Source organism: Pseudoalteromonas sp. P1-25 (assembly GCF_001401805.1).
GTDB lineage: Bacteria > Pseudomonadota > Gammaproteobacteria > Enterobacterales > Alteromonadaceae > Pseudoalteromonas.
Genome location: NZ_LKDW01000019.1, coordinates 41,226 through 60,743, shown reverse-complemented (window position 1 = coordinate 60,743; position 19,518 = coordinate 41,226). Strand labels below are relative to the sequence as shown.

The 19,518-nt window shown below is 42.6% G+C and carries 16 protein-coding genes; 10 read left to right on the top strand and 6 right to left on the bottom strand.

Annotated features, from left to right (window positions below):
• Positions 1–11: 11 nt before the first annotated feature.
• The 3 genes from fabZ to AN393_RS12620 all read left to right on the top strand — a co-directional run bounded on the left by fabZ (position 12) and on the right by AN393_RS12620 (position 1,766).
• A complete protein-coding gene (gene fabZ / locus AN393_RS12630) occupies positions 12–464 on the top strand; it encodes a 3-hydroxyacyl-ACP dehydratase FabZ (protein WP_055018255.1) in 453 nt (150 codons plus the stop codon).
• A 2-nt stretch (positions 465–466) separates the two neighbouring features.
• Positions 467–1,237, top strand: a complete 771-nt coding sequence (gene lpxA / locus AN393_RS12625; protein WP_055016159.1) for an acyl-ACP--UDP-N-acetylglucosamine O-acyltransferase — start codon at positions 467–469, stop codon at positions 1,235–1,237.
• A gap of 136 nt (positions 1,238–1,373) precedes the next feature.
• Entirely contained in the window at positions 1,374–1,766 is a 393-nt protein-coding gene (locus AN393_RS12620; RefSeq protein ID WP_055018254.1) for a septal ring lytic transglycosylase RlpA family protein, read from the top strand.
• On the opposite strand, the gene cydC is transcribed toward AN393_RS12620, so the two are convergent.
• The 5 genes from cydC to AN393_RS12595 are packed head-to-tail and all read right to left on the bottom strand — an operon-like array spanning position 1,749 to position 8,142.
• Positions 1,749–3,491 carry a thiol reductant ABC exporter subunit CydC gene (cydC, locus tag AN393_RS12615; protein ID WP_055018253.1) on the bottom strand — a complete coding sequence of 581 codons (1,743 nt, stop codon included), beginning with the start codon at positions 3,489–3,491 and terminating at the stop codon, positions 1,749–1,751. The genes AN393_RS12620 and cydC overlap by 18 nt on opposite strands.
• Positions 3,484–5,256 carry a thiol reductant ABC exporter subunit CydD gene (cydD, locus tag AN393_RS12610; RefSeq protein WP_055018252.1) on the bottom strand — a complete coding sequence of 591 codons (1,773 nt, stop codon included), beginning with the start codon at positions 5,254–5,256 and terminating at the stop codon, positions 3,484–3,486. The genes cydC and cydD overlap by 8 nt, the downstream gene beginning before the upstream one ends.
• Positions 5,246–5,410, bottom strand: a complete 165-nt coding sequence (gene cydX / locus AN393_RS12605; protein ID WP_004586934.1) for a cytochrome bd-I oxidase subunit CydX — start codon at positions 5,408–5,410, stop codon at positions 5,246–5,248. Before cydX ends, cydD begins: the two co-directional genes overlap by 11 nt.
• Before the next feature lie 12 nt (positions 5,411–5,422).
• Positions 5,423–6,562 carry a cytochrome d ubiquinol oxidase subunit II gene (gene cydB, locus AN393_RS12600; protein WP_055018251.1) on the bottom strand — a complete coding sequence of 380 codons (1,140 nt, stop codon included), beginning with the start codon at positions 6,560–6,562 and terminating at the stop codon, positions 5,423–5,425.
• Positions 6,559–8,142, bottom strand: coding sequence for a cytochrome ubiquinol oxidase subunit I (locus tag AN393_RS12595; RefSeq protein ID WP_055016154.1), 1,584 nt, complete (start codon positions 8,140–8,142; stop codon positions 6,559–6,561). The genes cydB and AN393_RS12595 overlap by 4 nt, the downstream gene beginning before the upstream one ends.
• 290 nt (positions 8,143–8,432) lie before the next feature.
• Between AN393_RS12595 and lpxB the strand changes: the two genes are divergently transcribed.
• The 6 genes from lpxB (at position 8,433) to AN393_RS12565 (ending at position 16,406) form a co-directional block, all read left to right on the top strand.
• On the top strand, positions 8,433–9,590 hold the full coding sequence (gene lpxB / locus AN393_RS12590) for a lipid-A-disaccharide synthase (RefSeq protein WP_055018250.1): 1,158 nt from the start codon (positions 8,433–8,435) through the stop codon (positions 9,588–9,590).
• Positions 9,580–10,182: a ribonuclease HII gene (rnhB, locus tag AN393_RS12585; RefSeq protein ID WP_055016152.1), complete on the top strand. Its 603-nt coding sequence runs from the start codon at positions 9,580–9,582 to the stop codon at positions 10,180–10,182. Before lpxB ends, rnhB begins: the two co-directional genes overlap by 11 nt.
• A 3-nt stretch (positions 10,183–10,185) precedes the next feature.
• Positions 10,186–13,677: a DNA polymerase III subunit alpha gene (gene dnaE / locus AN393_RS12580; RefSeq protein ID WP_055016151.1), complete on the top strand. Its 3,492-nt coding sequence runs from the start codon at positions 10,186–10,188 to the stop codon at positions 13,675–13,677.
• Positions 13,678–13,693: 16 nt separating this feature from the next.
• On the top strand, positions 13,694–14,650 hold the full coding sequence (gene accA / locus AN393_RS12575) for an acetyl-CoA carboxylase carboxyl transferase subunit alpha (RefSeq protein WP_055016150.1): 957 nt from the start codon (positions 13,694–13,696) through the stop codon (positions 14,648–14,650).
• Positions 14,651–14,741: 91 nt separating this feature from the next.
• The gene (gene tilS, locus AN393_RS12570) at positions 14,742–16,046 is read left to right on the top strand and encodes a tRNA lysidine(34) synthetase TilS (RefSeq protein WP_055018249.1); all 1,305 of its coding nucleotides are present in this window, start codon (positions 14,742–14,744) and stop codon (positions 16,044–16,046) included.
• Positions 16,047–16,406, top strand: a complete 360-nt coding sequence (locus AN393_RS12565) for a hypothetical protein (RefSeq protein ID WP_055016148.1) — start codon at positions 16,047–16,049, stop codon at positions 16,404–16,406. It begins immediately after the preceding gene.
• A 100-nt stretch (positions 16,407–16,506) separates the two neighbouring features.
• On the opposite strand, the gene AN393_RS12560 is transcribed toward AN393_RS12565, so the two are convergent.
• Positions 16,507–17,403 (bottom strand): GGDEF domain-containing protein, encoded by an 897-nt coding sequence (locus tag AN393_RS12560; RefSeq protein ID WP_055018248.1) that lies wholly within the window; start codon positions 17,401–17,403, stop codon positions 16,507–16,509.
• A gap of 133 nt (positions 17,404–17,536) precedes the next feature.
• On the opposite strand from AN393_RS12560, the gene AN393_RS12555 reads away from it, so the two are divergent.
• A complete protein-coding gene (locus AN393_RS12555; protein WP_055016146.1) occupies positions 17,537–19,510 on the top strand; it encodes a monovalent cation:proton antiporter-2 (CPA2) family protein in 1,974 nt (657 codons plus the stop codon).
• Positions 19,511–19,518: the final 8 nt, after the last annotated feature.

The window sequence follows — 19,518 nt, the reverse complement described above, 5'->3', positions numbered from 1 at the left end:
AGGATGCTATTTTGGCAAACGAATTAAATAGCCTTGATATTCAAGAAATTTTAAGTTTATTACCCCATCGTTACCCGATGCTTTTAGTTGATCGTGTTATTGATTTTACACCAGGTGAAAAACTACATGCGATTAAAAACGTAACAGTTAATGAGCCGATTTTTACTGGTCACTTTCCAAACCAGCCAATTTTCCCAGGTGTGCTAATATTAGAGGCAATGGCGCAAGCAACTGGTTTACTTGGTTTTAAAACCGTTGAAAACCGTGGCGATAATGAGCTTTACTTATTTGCTGCAGTAGATAATGCGCGTTTTAAGCAGCCTGTAGTACCAGGCGATACTATGCATTTACATGTAGAGTTTTTAAAAGAGCGTCGCAATATATGGAAATTTGCCGCTGAAGCAAGAGTCGACGGCAAAGTAGTATGTAGTGCCGAAATTATGTGTGCGAGAAGAGAGTTTTAATAGTGATCCATTCTACAGCAATAATCGAACCTGGCGCTAAACTAGGCAACAATGTCTCAGTTGGTCCATATAGCTATATTGGCAATGATGTTGTGATCGGTGATGACTGTATTATTGAGTCTCACGTTGTTATTAAAGGGCCCTCTACAATTGGCTCTGGCAATCATATTTTTCAATTTGCGTCAGTGGGCGAAGCCTGCCAAGACAAAAAATATAACAACGAACCAACCACGCTTATCATAGGCGACAATAACGTTATTCGTGAGTGCGCAACGATTCACCGTGGTACTATTCAGGATCAAGGTGTTACTAAAATTGGTAGCAACAACTTATTTATGGCGTATACCCACGTTGCACACGATGCTGTAATTGGTAACAACGTTATATTTGCTAACAATGCAAGTGTTGCAGGCCATGTGCATGTAGGCGATTGGGTTATTTTAGGTGGTAACTCAGGTGTGCATCAGTTTTGTAAAATTGGTGATCATGCATTTATTGGCATGTACTCAGGTGTTAATAAAGATGTACCACCATTTGTAACCACCATTGGTATGCCTGCAGGCCCTGCAGCGACCAATAAAGAAGGTATGAAGCGTCGTGGCTTCGAAAGCGATGAAATTATGGCTGTACGCCGCGCTTATAAAGCGTTTTATCGTAAGAGCTTAAGTGTGGATGAAGCAATTGCCTCGCTCAGCGAAGATGCCGCTAAGTACCCTGCTGTACAAACTATGATTGATTTTGTGAAAAGTTCTGAGCGCGGAATCGTAAGATAAGCGTTTTATGCTTTTAAAAAACCACCTTAGAGTAATCGACGGTGGTTTTTTATTGCCTGAAACACGCTTTAATTCAGTACACACTCAGCCACGTAAGGTTAACCTTTGCGCGAATTTTTATAATTAAAGCGCAGTTATGTCTTTTACTAAGTTAATTTTTACCCTCAGTTTTTTGTCAATTTTAGCTGCGTGTAGCAGCCAACCTATAGTTACCTCTGCCAATGGCGAGCGTACTCAGTTAGGTAAAGCCTCTTATTACGCTAATAAATACCATGGCCGTACAACGGCAAACGGTGAAACATTTAGCCAAAACGCATCCACAGCTGCGCATTTAGATTTACCCTTTGGTACAAAAGTGAAGGTTACAAACTTGGCAAATAATAAATCGGTAATCGTAAGAATAAACGACAGAGGTCCGTACGTTAGAGGGCGGGTTATTGATTTATCGCTAGGTATGTTTAAAAAAATTGCCGACCCTAAAGTCGGCGTTATCGATGTATCAATCAGCGTTTTAAAACCGAGTAGTTAAGGCAACGTAATCGGTATACTTTTCGCTAAGCGCTTTATGAGTACCTTGTGCTATTAAGCTGCCATTTTCTAGCCAAATAATATTATCCATTTGCGCTAAAAGAGCTGGGTCGTGGGTAATGGTGAGTACACTTGCGTTACTCATTACCTGCATAATAGCGTTCATTACCGTTTGCTTAGATTGATTATCAAGTCCTTCAGTAGGCTCATCAAGGACTAAAATGGCTGGGTTTTGTAATAAAGCTTGCGCAATGGCTATACGCCTAGATTGGCCTTGAGAAACGCTTCTTCCGCCTGTGCCTAAACGTGTTTTTAAACCATCTTGTAGCGCATTAAACCAAGGCGCCAGCTGGGCAAGGCTAATGGCTTCAAGCATTTCTTCTTTTGTGGCGCTTGGCTTTGCATAGCGTAAATTTTCACTAAGTGTGCCATCAAAAATATGGTGCTGCTGCGCGAGTATATTAATAACGTTTGCGCGGGTGTTGCTGCTTAGTGCGTGAAGATCTTCTGCGTTATTTTCATCACTTAGCCTAATGCTGCCTTGCTGCACTGGCCATAAACCGGTGAGTAAATTAACCAATGTGCTTTTACCACTGCCGCTTCTGCCTACAATCGCTACTTTTTGCTGTGCTTTAAGGGTAAAGCTGATATTAGTTAAAGCGGTGTGCTCTTGGTATTTATAGGCAATGTTATTAAGCGCTAAAGTTGTGTTGTTTTTATCAAACTGTATCTCAATTAACTTAGCGCTATTAGCTTCTTGGGCTGTAACTTTATCTTCAAGTGTAAATAGGCGCTCAGCAGCTTTGAGTACATTGGGCAGCTCTATAAATGCGTTAGGGAGCAGTAAAACACTTTCAAAGCTTGCTAATACAAATAGGCTTAGCATAGCCAGCTCAACATTTAACATAGCGCCGCTATAAACCAAAGGTACAATAGTGACTATTGCGCCAAGCATAGCGAGTTGTACCACCAGCAAACTTAAACCGTCGCTATTTGCTAGTGCTTTATGACGACTAAAAAGTTGTTGGTTATACTGCTCGTTGAGTTCATTGCATTTTGAAATTTGCCCTGCACGAGCTTGATAAATACTCAGTTCTCTAAGGCCTGTTAGGGTGTCAGAAAGCTCTGATCTGAGTTGTGCACTGAGCTGTGTTTCTTTATGACTATTTTTATTTAATTTAGCACTTAATAGAGCTGGTAAAACAACACCGATTAATAAAATGCCGATAAAACAAATTAGCGCAACGTTGGCATTATAAGCCGCCATAAATACCATGATAATTGGCACACTCAATAGCGCCACCAGCATTGGCAGTAGTATGTTTAAGTAAAATTTATCGAGCGCATCTACGTCATTTTGTAAGCGGTTGACTAAATCGGCGCTGCGACTCATTGCTAAATCTACATTATTTAGCTTGCTTAGCGTGGCAAACATATTAACGCGTATTTCACTAAGTAGTAAAAATGTCGCGTTATGCGTTACTAAGCGCTCACCATAGCGTGATGCAGTTCGTACAATCGCTAAAAACCGAATGGTTCCTGCAGGGGTAAAGTAGTTCATGTGTACGCCAGCAATACCCGCTGCCGCCATAGAGGCTAAAAACCACCCCGATATGGCTAATAAGCCCACGTTTGCAAGTACCGTTAGCGTTGCTAAAAAAGTACCCAGAAGCATGGCTTTATAATGCGGGCGGCAAAGCGTTAATAGCCTAATAAAATTAGTCATTGTTTGCTCCTTGCGCTTGCAAATTAAGGAGTGATTTAAATGCGCCTTGTTGCTGCTCAAGTTGGCAGTAGGTGCCTTGCTGTGCTATTTCGCCATTTTGCATAACAAGGATGTTATTCGCGTTTTTCACCGTATTTAGCCGATGAGCAATAACCAACACTAAATGGTTTTTAGCGTAATGTGTTATAGCCTGCTGAATAAGCTGTTCGGTCTGGCTATCAAGGTGGGCTGTGGGTTCATCAAGCACTAAAATAGGGGCTTGTTTTAAAAACGCCCGAGCAAGGGCTATACGTTGTTTTTGCCCGCCAGAAAGCCCTTCACCTTGCTCACCTATCAATGTATTAAAGCCATTTGGTAATGTGTTTATAAAATCTAAAGCGCCAGCTTGGCGTGCTGCTTGCTCAATTTCTAATTGTGTAGCATCTGGTTTGGCTATTTTTATATTATCGCTAATGCTTTGATAGAATAGCGTGGGTGTTTGGGGTATCCACGCGATTGAATTTTGTAATGTATTAATGCTTGTCGCATCAAGTGGTTTATTATTAATACTTATCTGCTCAATCACCTGTGGGTGAAACCCTAATAAACAATCAAATAAAGTACTTTTACCTGAGCCACTTGCGCCCACTAAAGCGACTAACCCTTTACCGGGTAACGTAAGGTTTATATTTTTGATGCCTTCATGACTATTGGGATAAGTAAAGTTTAAGTTGTTTATGCTTATTGAGTTTAAAGGCGCCGCAAACGTTGTTTCATTTTGCTGTGATTGTTCAGGAAGTGGGGCATTTAAAATAGCGATCATATCGGCTGCGGCACTAATACCTTGCAAACGGGCATGGTAGTGGCTGCCTAATTGGCGCAGGGGTAAATAAAACTCTGGAGCGAGTAGTAAAACAACAAAGCCAGTTGCAAAATCAAGCGTGCCAAAAAACAGCCTAAAACCAATAATTACCGCCACCAGTGCCACACTAATAGTGGCTAAAAATTCCAGTGCGAATGATGATAAAAAGGCAATTTTTAAAACACTGAGTGTGGCGTGCCTAAAGTCATCAGAAATGTTGGCTATTTGTTTAAGCTCTTTTTGCGTTGCGTTAAACAATTTAAGTTGTGTTAACCCCTGTACGCGGTCAAAAAAGTAATTACCAAGTACGGCAAGTTGTTTCCATCGCTGTTGATTAAGTGCTTCAGCCTTATGACCAACTAAAATCATAAAAAATGGAATAAGCGGGGCGGTTAATAAAAAGATTAAGCCAGCCTTATAATCGGTAGGGAATATAACCACTAATATTGCTAGCGGAATAAGCGCGCTGTAAGCAACGCCAGGTAAATATTTAGCGTAGTAATCGTGCAGTGCTTCAACGCCATCGTGTAAGGTGTTGAGTGTAGCGCCTTGGCCGTGTTGTTCAATATAACTTGGGCCAAGTTGCGTCAATTTGGTTAATAAGGTTTGGCGCATAGCCGATTTTATTTTAAGTGCCGCATAAGCACTGAGCCTTTCGCTAATAGCTAAAAATAGAGCCCTGAGTAAAATAATCCCCGCAAGCGGCCAAAGTAAGTGAGTTACTTGGCTAAGGCTTGCACCTGCAAACATAACGTTATGAATAGTGTGAGCCAGTAAATACGCGCCTGCAATCATTAAAATAGCGTTAAATGTGCCCAGCGCAATACTTAACTTTAACCATGCACCCGCAGGCTTACTTTGCTTTTTTAAAAAAGCGCGCAGAGATTGCTGCTGCGCGCGATTTGGTCGGGGGTTAGTCGTCATCTTTTGTGTTGTTAGCTTCGTTTAGTAAATCGTGCATCGGTTGTTCATCATCAGCTATGCTGTTTTTATTTTGATGAAACTCGTACCACATTACATTTATAACACCTAAGGTACAGGCTAAAAGTACACCTAAAATCCAAGCGAAATACCACATAATTTAGTCTCCTTAGTAGCTACCGTGCGTGTTATTTTCAATTTCGTCTACCGTTACTCTGCGCCACATTTTTACGTAACACCAGGTGGTGTAGGCCAGTATTAACGGAATAAATATAACAACAGCAACAAACATAATATTAAGCGTTCTGTGGCTCGACACGGCATCCCAAATAGTTAAGCTAATATCAGGGTTATTAACAGATGGCATAATAAATGGAAACAACGACACACCTGCCGTCATAATAACGCCAATTAACATTATGCTGGTTGAAATAAGCCCAAGCGCTGGCTTGTTTAATTTTGAGAAAAGTAGTGCACTGAGTGCCATAACAAAGCCTAAAATAGGAAAGGTCATTGTCCATGGGCGCTCGCTGTAATTATTAAGCCATGCCCCTTGCGCTGTGCTGACTACTTTTGCCAACGGGTCCGCGTGGCTTTGCGGGTCAGGCATAGACACAATTTGGTAGCCATCTATGTTTGCCACCCAAAAACCCGCAGCTGCAAACAATACAATAAATACCACTAAGGCATAGCGACCATATTGCGCCGAGCGCTGTGCAACCGCATCTGCTGTGCGCAGTTGTAGCCACATACCCGCATGGGCAATTAACATGGCTATACTAACTAAACCGGCCAGTAGGCCAAATGGGTTGAGTAAACCAAAAAATGAGCCTTGGTAACTTACACGTAATAAGTTATCAATGTTAAACGGTACCCCTAAAAATAGGTTACCAAATGCCACACCAAATACTAAAGCGGGTATAGCGCTGCCTGCAAATAGGCCCCAATCCCAGTTATTACGCCAGCGCTTAGAGTCTATTTTTGAGCGGTAATCAAAGCCAAGAGGTCTAAAAAATAGCGCAAACAGTACCAGCATCATGGCAAAGTAAAAGCCCGAAAATGCAGCGGCATACACCATAGGCCACGCTGCAAATAAAGCGCCGCCTGCGGTAATAAACCATACTTGGTTACCGTCCCAGTGTGCGCCAATGGTGTTAATTACCGTGCGGCGCTCTGAGTCTGTTTTACCCACTAGGCGAAGCAGCATAGCTACGCCCATATCCATGCCATCGGTGATAGCAAAGCCTATTAGCAGTATGCCAATGAGCAACCACCACAGCATTTTTAATGTTTCATAATCAAAAATCATAATTGCTCTCCTGCGTCTTTATCTGCTTTGTTTGGTAACTCAAAGTGATACTTACCGGTATGCAACGAGCTTGGGCCTTGTTTAATAAAGCGCAGCATTAACCAGCCTTCTACAATGGCAAGGCCAGTGTAAAAAATAATGAATCCAGTTAAGCTAATTAAAATATCATTTACCGTCAGTGACGACGTGGCTAAAAAGGTCGGTAATATTTCTGATATAGCCCAAGGCTGACGGCCATATTCGGCAACGATCCAACCAAATTCTATTGCAATCCATGGTAGCGGAATACTCAATACCGCAGCCCACAGCAGCCAACGTTTTTGCTCAATAATACGATGGGCGTTGTAATAAAATGCCAATACAAATACTGCTAACATGGCTACACCACAGGCCACCATAATCCTAAATGACCAAAACATAGGCCCCACTTTAGGGAAGGAGTCTTTTACTGCCATTTGAATGTGCTCCTCTGTGGCATCTACCACGTTAGGCGTATAGCGCTTGAGCAACAAGCCATAGCCTAAGTCATCTTTAAGAGCATCAAATTTAGCGATGTTTTCTTCGCTGTCATCGCCATTTCTAAGTTTTTCGAGATATTCGTACGCTTCCATGCCGTTACGAATACGTACTTCGTGTTTTTTCTCTAAATCAGAAATACCAATCACTTGCTCATCTAAAGAGCGGGTAGCAATAATGCCCAATGCATAGGGAATCTTAACTGCTGCATGGGTTACTTGCTCATCAGAGTCTGGAAAACCAAATGCGGTAAACGCAGCAGGCGCTTCTTCGGTGTGCCACTCTGCTTCTATGGTGGCTAATTTTACTTTTTGAACTTCACCTACTTCGTAGCCTGATTCGTCACCTAATAAAATAACACACAATATTGATGCTAAACCAAAGCCCGATGCCACCGAGAAAGAGCGTTTAGCAAAGGCTAAATCGCGACCTTTTAATATGTACCAACTACTAATACCCAGCACAAACATAGAAGCGGCTACGTAACCTGCCGATACCGTATGAATAAACTTAACTTGTGCTACAGGGTTAAATACAAGCTCAGCAAAGTTAGTCATTTCCATGCGCATAGTCTGGTAGTTAAACTCTGCCCCCACTGGGTTTTGCATCCAGCCGTTAGCAATCAAAATCCACAGCGCCGACATATTGGTACCTAGCGCCATTAAAAATGTAGCGCCCAAATGTTGGCGTTTAGTTAGCCTATCCCAGCCTAAAAAGAACATACCCACAAAGGTTGATTCTAAAAAGAATGCCATTAAGCCTTCAATAGCGAGCGGCGCACCAAACACGTCACCCACGTAATGCGAGTAATAAGACCAGTTAGTACCAAACTCAAATTCCATGGTCAGGCCCGTTGCCACCCCAATAGCAAAGTTAATACCAAACAACTTTCCCCAAAACTTAGTCATATCACGATAAATTTCGCGACCGGTCATCACATAAACCGATTCCATAATAACTAAAATCCAGGTCATACCTATGGTTAAAGGCACGAATAAAAAATGGAAGAGTGCGGTAACAGCAAACTGTAATCGCGATAGATCCACAAAGGTTTCATCTATCATTTTTGGCTCCTTGAGGGTGACGGATTAACAAGGCAATCAATAATTGGTAATGTTAAATATAATGAACTTTCAGTAATTACTGAAAGTTTGGAATATTATTGATGTTTGCACAATTTTTGTCAATAAACATATTAGAAAAAGTTAATATATATCCACCATGCTACATCAGTATTAAAAACATACAATTGCTTGTGTCTATTTTGGTTGCAAAAACCATCTATTTAAAGCGTTTAATCAAACTCTAAAACACGGTAAACTAACCGCTATGAACGCCTGATAAACAAAGTCGAATGAATAAAGAGAAAAAACAACTACGTATTGGTATTGTGGCCGGTGAGCTGTCGGGCGATATTTTAGGCGAAGGCCTAATTAAAGCACTAAAAATGCACTTTCCTGATGCTATTTTTGAAGGCATTGCAGGGCCAAAAATGCAGGCGCAAGGCTGTAAAACCCTTTACGACATGGACGAGCTCTCGGTAATGGGGCTGGTTGAAGTATTAGGCCGATTGCCGCGTTTACTTAAAATACGCAAACAGTTAGTACAACATTTTGTTGATAACCCACCCGATGTATTTATCGGCATTGATGCGCCCGATTTTAATTTACGCGTAGAAAAGCCTTTAAAAGATGCAGGCATTAAAACCATTCAATACGTAAGCCCATCAGTGTGGGCATGGCGTGAAAAGCGTATTCATACAATAAGTGCTGCTACTAACTTGGTGCTTGCTTTGCTACCGTTTGAAAAAGAATTTTACGATAAGCACCAAGTACCGTGCACATTTGTTGGGCACACCTTAGCTGACGATATAGCACTTGAGCATGACGATAGCCAAGCGCGTGCAGAACTAGGGCTAAGCCTTGATGCCAAAGTACTGGCATTACTGCCAGGTAGCCGCGGATCAGAAGTGGGCTTATTAAGCGAAACCTACATAAAAACAGCAGCGCAGTTACAAGCGAAAGACCCAAGTCTTAAAATTGTGGTGCCATTGGTAAATGAAAAACGTAAAGCGCAATTTAGTGATATTTTAAATGCCACAGCGCCAAACTTAAATGTAAACCTACTTGATGGGCAGTCAAAACTAGCCATGCAAGCGGCAGATGCCATATTACTTGCATCGGGCACCGCCACACTTGAAGGCATGTTATATAAAAAGCCTATGGTTGTGGGTTATAAAATTAAGCCAATGAGCTATTGGATTTTTAAAACTTTATTTACCTTTAACATTAAATATTTTTCGCTGCCAAACTTATTAGCCGATGAAGAGCTCGTGCCGGAGTTTTTACAAAGTGAATGCAATGTGGCTAATTTAACAAGCGCACTTACACCTATGCTAAATACTGATAATAAAGAACTAAAGGCACGTTTTTTAGCTATTCACGAACAAATTAGATTAGATGCCAGCAAACAAGCAGCCAAAGCTGTGGCGGAGTTAATAAATGCAAATTGAACGACCTAACGTAACCTTTGTTGCCGGAGTAGATGAAGTAGGGCGTGGCCCACTTGTCGGCGATGTTGTTACCGCTGCGGTAATACTTGACCCAGCCAACCCGATTGCAGGTTTAGCTGACTCTAAAAAGCTTACCGATAAAAAACGCCAAGCACTGGCTATAGAAATAAAACAAAAAGCCCTGTGCTACGCTATTGGTCGTTGCAGCCCAACTGAAATTGACGAGCTAAATATTTTACACGCAACGATGCTTGCAATGACGCGCGCAGTTGAAGGGCTAAGCACACAACCAGAGTTTGTATTTGTAGATGGTAACCGTTTGCCTAAATTAGTAATGCCTGCTCAGGCTGTTGTGAAAGGCGACAGCTTAGTAGCCGAGATTTCAGCAGCCTCTATTTTAGCTAAAGTAGCGCGTGATGAGGAAATGCTCGAGCTTGACAAACGTTACCCGCAATACGGGTTTGCAGGGCATAAAGGGTACCCAACTAAAGCGCATTTTGCAGCGCTTGAGCAATACGGTGCTATAAATGAGCACCGTAAAAGCTTTAAGCCGGTACAACGTGTGTTAATGCAAGCAAAAGGAGAGGCATAAATAATGGCCGCTCCAGATTTTGTACATTTACGCGTTCATTCAGACTTTTCGATGGTCGACGGCCTAGCTAAAACAAAACCTATTGTTGCTAAAGCGCAGGAGCTCGAAATGCCAGCGCTGGCAATTACAGATCAAATGAACTTTTGTGGTTTGGTACGGTTTTATGGTGCCACGCACAGTGCAGGCATTAAACCGATTGTCGGCGCTGATTTTTGGCTGCGCAGCCCAGAATTTCCAGACGAGCCTTGTCGCATTACGTTGCTAGCTAAAGACAACGACGGTTATAAAAATATTACCTTATTAATATCCGAAGCGTATCAACGCGGGCATATATTTCATCGCCCAGTGATTGACCGAGAATGGCTAATTAAGCACAAAGAAGGGCTTATTATTCTCTCAGGCGCAAAAGATGGTGACTTAGGTAAAGCCTTATTAAAAAATAACCCAGGCGTTATTGAATCTGTAGTGAGCTTTTATAAGCAGCATTTTAGCGATCATTACTATTTAGAGCTTATCCGTACCGACCGTCCACTTGAAGAAGACTACCTGCATATGGCGGTAGAGCTGGCACACAAAGAGCAGCTGCCAGTTGTTGCCACCAACGAAGTGGTATTTTTAAAACCTGAGAACTTTGAAGCGCACGAAATTCGCGTGGCTATTTTTGATGGCTACACCCTTGATGACAAACGCCGCCCTAAGCGCTTTTCACAAGAGCAATATTTAAAAACGCCTGAGCAAATGGCGGAACTATTTAGCGACATTCCTGAAGCACTGCAAAACACGGTAGAAATAGCTAAACGCTGTAACGTAACGGTGCAATTAGGCACGTACTTTTTGCCTGATTACCCCACAGGCTCGTTAAAAATTGAAGACTTTTTGGTTAAAGTTTCACAAGACGGCCTTGAAGAGCGCCTACAGTTTTTATTCCCTGATGAACAAGAGCGACAAGAAAAACGGGGCGAATACGACGCCCGCTTAAAAGTAGAGCTAGATGTAATTAACCAAATGGGTTTCCCAGGCTACTTCTTAATCGTAATGGAGTTTATTCAGTGGAGTAAAGATAACAATATTCCAGTGGGGCCAGGGCGTGGTTCGGGTGCCGGTTCATTAGTGGCGTATGCCCTTAAAATAACCGACCTAGATCCGCTGGAATTTGACTTACTCTTTGAGCGATTCTTAAACCCTGAACGTGTATCAATGCCCGATTTCGATGTCGACTTTTGTATGGATAGGCGTGATGAGGTAATTGACCATGTGTCGGCATTGTATGGGCGGGACGCGGTATCACAAATTATTACCTTTGGTACCATGGCTGCAAAAGCGGTAATACGCGATGTAGGCCGTGTACTTGGCCACCCTTATGGGTTTGTTGATCGCATTTCTAAATTGATCCCAGGCGATCCGGGGATGACGCTTGCCAAAGCGTTTGAAGTAGAGCCGCGTTTACAAGAAGCCTACGATGGCGACTCAGAGGTAAAAGATTTAATCGACATGTGTCGCATCCTTGAAGGGTGTACACGTAATGCCGGTAAACACGCCGGTGGTGTTGTAATATCGCCGACGACCATTACCGACTTTGCTGCACTTTATTGCGATGACGAAGGTAAGTTTCCGGTTACCCAATTTGATAAAAACGACGTAGAAACAGCGGGGCTGGTAAAGTTCGATTTCTTGGGCTTACGTACACTGACCATTTTGCAATGGGCGGTAGATATGACCAACGAGCGAATGAAGCGCGAAGGTAAAGACCCCGTTGATATAAACACCATTCCACTGGATGATAAAAAAAGTATAGAGCTATTGCTGCGCGCCGAAACAACCGCGGTATTCCAGCTAGAATCGCGCGGCATGAAAGACCTCGTACGCCGATTAAAGCCCGATTGCTTTGAAGATATGATTGCATTGGTAGCCTTGTTCCGCCCAGGCCCGCTGCAATCAGGCATGGTAGATAACTTCATTGACCGTAAGCTTGGCCGAGAAGAAATTTCTTACCCCGATGCCCAATATCAACACGAAAGCTTAAAGCCCATACTTGAGCCTACTTACGGCATTATTTTGTACCAAGAACAAGTAATGCAAATTGCTCAGGTACTTGCAGGTTATACGCTTGGTGGCGCCGATATGCTACGTCGTGCAATGGGTAAGAAAAAACCCGAAGAAATGGCTAAGCAGCGTTCAACCTTTGAAGAAGGCGCTCGCAATAATGGTATAGATGGCGAACTGGCAATTAAAATTTTTGACCTGGTAGAAAAATTCGCCGGTTATGGTTTTAATAAATCTCACTCGGCAGCGTATGCACTGGTATCGTACCAAACGCTGTGGATGAAAACGCACCATCCGGCAGAATTTATGGCTGCGGTAATGTCGGCCGATATGGATAACACCGACAAAATAGTGATCTTGGTGGATGAATGCGAAAACATGAAGCTCACCTTATTACCGCCTGATGTAAACGCCGGAGAATTTAAGTTTACGGTTAACCTCAAAGGTGAAATTGTTTACGGTATTGGTGCTATTAAAGGTGTAGGTGAAGCGCCGGTAGAGGCCATTTTAGAAGCGCGCGCAAAAGGCGGCCCGTTTAAAGACTTATTTGATTTTTGTGCCCGTGTAGATTTAAAACGCTTAAATAAACGGGTAACCGAAAAATTAATTTACGCCGGTGCACTTGACCAACTAGGGCCAGAGAAAACTCAAGCAGGGCGCGCAACATTACTGGCAAGTTTAAAAGATGCCATGCGCGCAGCCGATCAGCACAACAAAGCTGAGCAACTTGGGCAAAGCGATTTATTTGGCTTACTGGCTACCGAGCCTGATGAAGTTGAACAAGCCTTTATAAAAGCCACGCCGCTTACCGATAACCAGTGGCTTGATGGCGAAAAAGACACCCTAGGCCTTTATTTAACAGGGCATCCGATAAATCAGTATCGGCGCGAGCTTAGACATTACACCAGCGGTAAGCTGGTGGATTTACAGCCAACTAATCGTGATGTACTCTCTACGGCGGCGGGGTTAGTCATTTCAGCGCGGACCTTAATTAATAAAAAAGGAAATCGTTGGGGCTTAATAACTTTAGATGACAAGAGCGCCCGTATTGATGTACGCTTGTTTCCTGAACAGTTCGAAATGTACCAAGAAATGCTTCAAGTAAACAATATCTTGGTAATATCTGGACAGGTCAGCTTTGATAACTTCTCCGGTGGCATTACAATGACCGCCAGAGAAATAAACACCATTGCTCAAGCGCGTGAAAAACGCCTCAAAGCGATTAAAATGACGCTGAACATGGTGCAAATCGAGGCAGGTTTCTTCGATAAATTACAAAAAGTACTCGAACCTTATAAAATGGGAACGTGTCCGATCAAGGTTTATTACCAGCGCCCCGATGCGTTGGCCCAATTAACCCTAGGGATCGAATGGTGTGTTACGCCCAGCGACGACTTAATTCACAAGTTATCACTTATGGCGGCACAAGATGTAGAACTAGAATTTAACTGATTAGGTAGTTTAGAGCATGAGCCTCAATTATCTTGATTTTGAGCTTCCGATTGCAGAGTTAGAAGCAAAAATTGAAGAATTACAAAGCATAAGCCGCGCTGGCGAATTAGACCTTGAGTTAGAAGAGGAAGTCAGCAAACTAAAAGAAAAAAGCGCTAAGCAAAAAGAGGAAATATTCTCAAATTTAGGCGCTTGGCAAGTATCGCAGTTAGCGCGTCATCCGTTGCGTCCTTACACTCGAGATTATATCGAGCGCATTTTCACGGAATTTGACGAGTTGGCAGGCGATCGTACTTTTGCAAACGATCCGGCTATTTTAGGCGGTGTAGCGCGTTTAGATGGCGAGCCAGTTATGGTTATTGGCCAGCAAAAAGGTCGCGATACAGCTGAAAAAATTAAACGTAACTTTGGTATGCCAAAACCAGAAGGCTACCGCAAGGCCTTACGTTTAATGGAAATGGCTGAGCGTTTTAAAATGCCAATTATGACCTTTATCGACACGCCAGGGGCATACCCAGGCGTTGGCGCTGAAGAGCGCGGTCAGTCTGAGGCAATTGCACGTAACCTAAAAGTAATGGCGGCACTTAAAGTACCCACGATTTGTACGGTTATTGGCGAAGGCGGCTCAGGGGGGGCATTAGCCATTGGTGTTGGCGACAGAGTAAACATGTTGCAATACAGCACGTACTCAGTAATTTCGCCAGAAGGCTGTGCCTCAATTTTATGGAAAAGCGCAGACAAAGCACCACTAGCTGCAGAAGCCATGGGTGTTACAGCAGAGCGTGTTAAAGAGCTTGATTTAATTAACAACTTAGTTGAAGAGCCTTTAGGCGGTGCACACCGCAATTACGATGCTATGGCACGTAACTTAAAAACACGTTTAAAGCGCGACCTTGCAGACTTACAAGCGCTATCGCTTGAAGAGATGCTAGAGCAACGCTACAAACGTTTAATGTCGTTTGGTTACTGCTAATTAGCTAATCATTGCATTTATTATTAAAAAAGGCCGCTTATGCGGCTTTTTTGTTTTAAAATACTGCAAACATTAAATTTAAAGCGTATCCATGCAAGCTTCACCCATTTATCAGCACGTTAAACAGGCCCTTGAGCATTTTTTTAAGCACCAGCAGTATAACTTTACGGTGGCGCTTTCGGGTGGTGTGGATTCGGTGGTGTTGCTTCATGTAATGCATTTACTAAAGCAGGAAATACCAACGTTAAACGTAAACGCGATTTATGTTAATCATGGTTTAAGCCAGTACGCTAATGACTGGCAGCGCTTTTGCCAAAACGTATGTACTGAGCTAAATGTTCCGTTTAATGCCGCGCAGGTAACAATCAACCCACAAGCACGAACAAGTCTTGAAGCGCAAGCTCGAGAGGCACGTTACAAAGCGCTTGATGGGCTAAGCCCCGTGGGCAGTGTTATTTTGTTGGGGCAGCATTTAAACGATCAAATAGAAACATTTTTACTGCGTTTAAAGCGCGGCTCTGGCTTAAAAGGGTTAGGCGCAATGCAAAAATTGCGTAAATTACCTAGCGGGCGAATATGCTACAGGCCGCTTTTAAACATAACGCGCAGTGATATAGAGCACTTTGCCACAGAGTTTAATATTACGCATATTACAGATGACTCAAATACCGATGAGCGATTTGATCGTAACTTTTTGCGTGCACGTGTAGTCCCCTTACTTGCAAAGCGTTTTAAGGGATTTGAGCACTGTGCAGGGCGCAGCATTGAGTTACTACAGCAACAACAAGCGCTACTTGATGAATACACTGAGCTTGACTTAAAACAAAGTATAAACGCCCAACAAGCATTGAGTGTTAGCCAAATAACCACTTACAGCGATGTGCGTATAACTAATGTAGTGCGTGCTTGGCTTAGCTTATTTACCCAAGTCATGCCCTCACAAAAGCAGCTTTTGCAAATAATTAATCAAGCCATAAATGCGCAGGCAGATGCGCAAATGCAAGTTGATTTAAGTGAGGGGCAAATACGTCGCCATCAAGGTTTTTTGTATTTTGTAACACCACACACCCCCTTAGCTGATGAAGCGCTAACAGATAATGAGCTTTTACTTAATGATGGGCGCGTATTAATAAAGCAACAAGGCAAAGGCCTGCGAGCCCCATTACCTAATGAACAAGTAACAGTGCGTTTTAATTGCAATAGTGTGCGTATAAGGCCAGTAAATAAACCCGGAAGCAATACGCTTAAACATTGGTTTAAAGATGCAAAAGTAGCCCCATGGCTAAGAGGGCGTGTGCCGTTAATATTTTATAACGATGAACTTGTACAAGTAGTGGGATATTTTGTAAGTGAAAAGCATAAAGACGAAAATGGTATTTTTTGGGAGTGTAAATAAATGAGTCAACAGCCACATGTAGGCTTATCGTTAGTTAATAAAGCACCTATAGGCATGGTAATAACAGCGTTAGTTGCCGTTATAGCCAATGTATTGCTAGAGCTAAATATTATTACGCTTGGTTATGCTGTAACCGGCGGCATCGTTTCGGCCGTTTTATTACTTGCTTATTGGCTAGGCAAAGGCGGGTTATTTTTTATTTTAGGGGTGAGTATTCCACTGGTATTAGTATTATTAACACCGCTTGCAAGTATTGCGGCATTATTAAATTTAGTGAGTGGCTTCTTTTTTGGCTTTTGTGCAGCATTGCTTATTTATAAATTAGTTAAACCAGCTGATATAAATAAACCTAATTTGTAAGGCTTTAGCTATGAGTGCAACGTTTTAGAATGAAGTTTTTTGCAATAAAAAAGCCTAGCGGGGGAAGCTAGGCTTTTTTATTAATTCAGCTACGTAAATATTAATAGGCTTTAGCGCAGTTACGTCCTGATGCTTTGGCTTTGTATAAGCCTTTGTCTGCACGAGCGAATATCTCTGTTTCGCAATCTTGGCTATTGGCTAGGGTAAAGCCAATGCTGGTGGTTACTTTGTATTTAGCCATTAAGCTTGAGTTTCTGACTAAGTGCATTATGCGCTCAGCAATCACTTTATTTGTAGTGAATTCGGGGTCTTCAATAATTAAAGAAAACTCATCGCCACCAAATCTAAACACAGAGTCGGTGCCACGTATGCTACTGCAAAGTACCTGCGAAAACTCTTTCAATACATCGTCACCTACTTTGTGGCCATAATTGTCATTTACTTGTTTAAAGTTATCTAAATCAAGCAGCATTAAACTAAAAGGGCGTTGGTAACGGCGACAGTTTTCGAGCTTTTGCGATAAAATGTCATTAAATTGACTGCGGTTATTTAATCCGGTGAGCGCATCTTTTGTAGCAAGCTTTAACACTCGGCTATACATCATTGCGTTACGCAGTGGGTATACAAGGGCGCTGTGCAAGGCACGTAATTTAGCTTCAATTGCCTTACTAATAGGGTATTGGCTAAAGTAAATTAGCTGCCCTAAATGCTCACGACCAATAGCTAAATCGTAAGAGTATGGGCTAGCATTGGTGTTACTGTCTGAGGTTTGTGCAGTACCGAGCGTTGATTGAAACTGCAGCCCAGAAAAGTTAAGTAGTTGTTTGGCAAATTTTGCATATATAGCCAATACATCTTCTATTACAAGGCTTGTTTGTAGCTCGGTAACTAAGTCGTGCGTTGCCGCTGTTTCGTTTGTGTGTGTTTGCTCAGCTGAAAACGGCAAAAAATCGCCGCGGCCAGACACGCGTTGTGTCAAAATATGGACATTTTCCATTAAAATCTTCCCCCAGGGTGTTACTTTGCAATAACTAAGCTATTTTTATGCCATATTTTAAAATTGCTTGATAAACATATGGTTGCTATATTTAAGGCTCATTTCCTAGTTTTATTGACGCTGGAGGCCGAGTTTGCAAAGTATAAACGCTCAAATTTTTGGCTTATTAGTGGCGGCGGTACTTTTTGTATGGTTTTTTAAGCGCCTCGGCTTGCCGCCTATTTTAGCGTATTTAGCAACGGGTGTTTTAGCCGGTAGCCATGGCATTGGCTGGCTTACTCAATCTCACGAAATAGAGTTTATTGCTGAGCTGGGCATCGTATTTTTACTGTTTAGTTTAGGGCTCGAATTTTCTATATCGCGGCTAATGGCTATGCGCAATATTGTGTTTGGTCTGGGCTCGTTACAAGTTGGTGTGACCAGCTTGCTCTTCATTATTATTTTATATTGCTTAGATTTTTCCTTACTCACCAGTTTTACCATTGGCACAATTATGGCGCTTTCTTCAACTGCTGTGGTAGTAAAACTATTAAAAGAAACAGGCGAGCTAAATCAGCGTCGTGGCCAGCTGGCGGTGGGCGTATTGCTGTTTCAAGATATTGCCGTTGTACCCTTACTTATTATTTTGCCATTGTTTGCCTCAAGCGACTCGCAAAGTATTAGTTGGGCGCTGGCATTTGCGCTAACAAAAGGCGCGTTTGTGTGCTTATTACTGTGGGCGATTGGTAAATGGGTGTTGCCTAAAGTATTTAAAGAAATAGCGCAGGTACGAACCGATGAGCTGTTTGTACTTACTACTATTTTGGTGGCGTTATTTGCCGGCTTTTTAACTTACATGTTTGGTTTATCTATGGCGCTTGGGGCATTTTTAGCCGGCATGATGCTAGGAGAGAGCCATTACCGCCATCAGCTAGAGGCCGATATAAGACCCTTTCGCGATATATTAATGGGGCTGTTTTTTGTCACTGTGGGAATGCAGCTCGACATTTTATTTGTGCTTTCTCATGGGGTAGTGATTATCGGTGCGTTATTTGGTTTATTAATATTAAAAATTACCGTGCTGGCTTTAAGTGCCCGATTAATGCATGAGCGCAATCAAGACTCGCTGGCGTGCGGCATTATGCTGTGGCAAATGGGTGAATTTGGCTTTGTGCTTATTGCTTTGGCAAGTCAGCATGCGTTATTAAATTCAGAGCAAGCCTCATTTTTAATTGCCTTAGGGGTGCTTTCGATGGCGCTAACCCCATTTTTAATTGATAAAACCCCACTTATTTTAAAGCAATTAGGCATTTTAGATCACCCCAGTATGGCGAGGGAAAGCGAGCCTAAAAGTAGCACTTTATATAACGATCATGTGGTTATTTGCGGCTTTTCACGCGTAGGACAAACTATAGCGCGATTTTTAAAACCCGAAGCCATAGATTACGTTGCCATAGAAAGTAACCCTATTTTGGTACAAGAGGGCAAAGCTGCAGGTGAGCCGGTAATATTTGGCTATGTAAAACAAAAAGATATTTTAAAGTGCGCAGGGGTAGAGCGAGCACGCTTAGTGATTATCACCTTTACAGAACTTGAGCACGCACACGTGGTTATAGATGCCATAAAGCAACTGGCGCCCAACGTTAAAATACTAATAAGAACCCGCGATGACAGCCAATTAAACAACTTAAAAGAGCTCGGTGTTACTGAGGTGGTACCTGAGTCGCTAGAGGCAAGCTTAATGTTGGTTTCCCATGTATTATCGATGTCGGGCGTCCCAATGACACGCATTGTGCGCCGTGTGAGTAAAGAGCGCCGTAATCGCTACCCGCTTATGCAAAGTTTTTACGCCGGCTATTTTAAAGACAGCGAAGAAACCTCCTCTGAGCGCTTGGAATACTTACACGTAGTTGCGTTGCCGGATCAAGCCTATGCGGTGGATAAAACAATAGACGAGCTTAACTTATCTAAACGCCGCGTGACCGTAAAAGCTTTGCGCCGAGAGGGGCAAGAAATAGACGACCCCTCAACCAACACCACATTGTGCGCAAACGATGTACTGGTACTGCAAGGTAAACCAAGGCGGGTAGAGCGAGTAGAGCATTACCTTCTTGATGGGCTTGAATAAAGCAACTG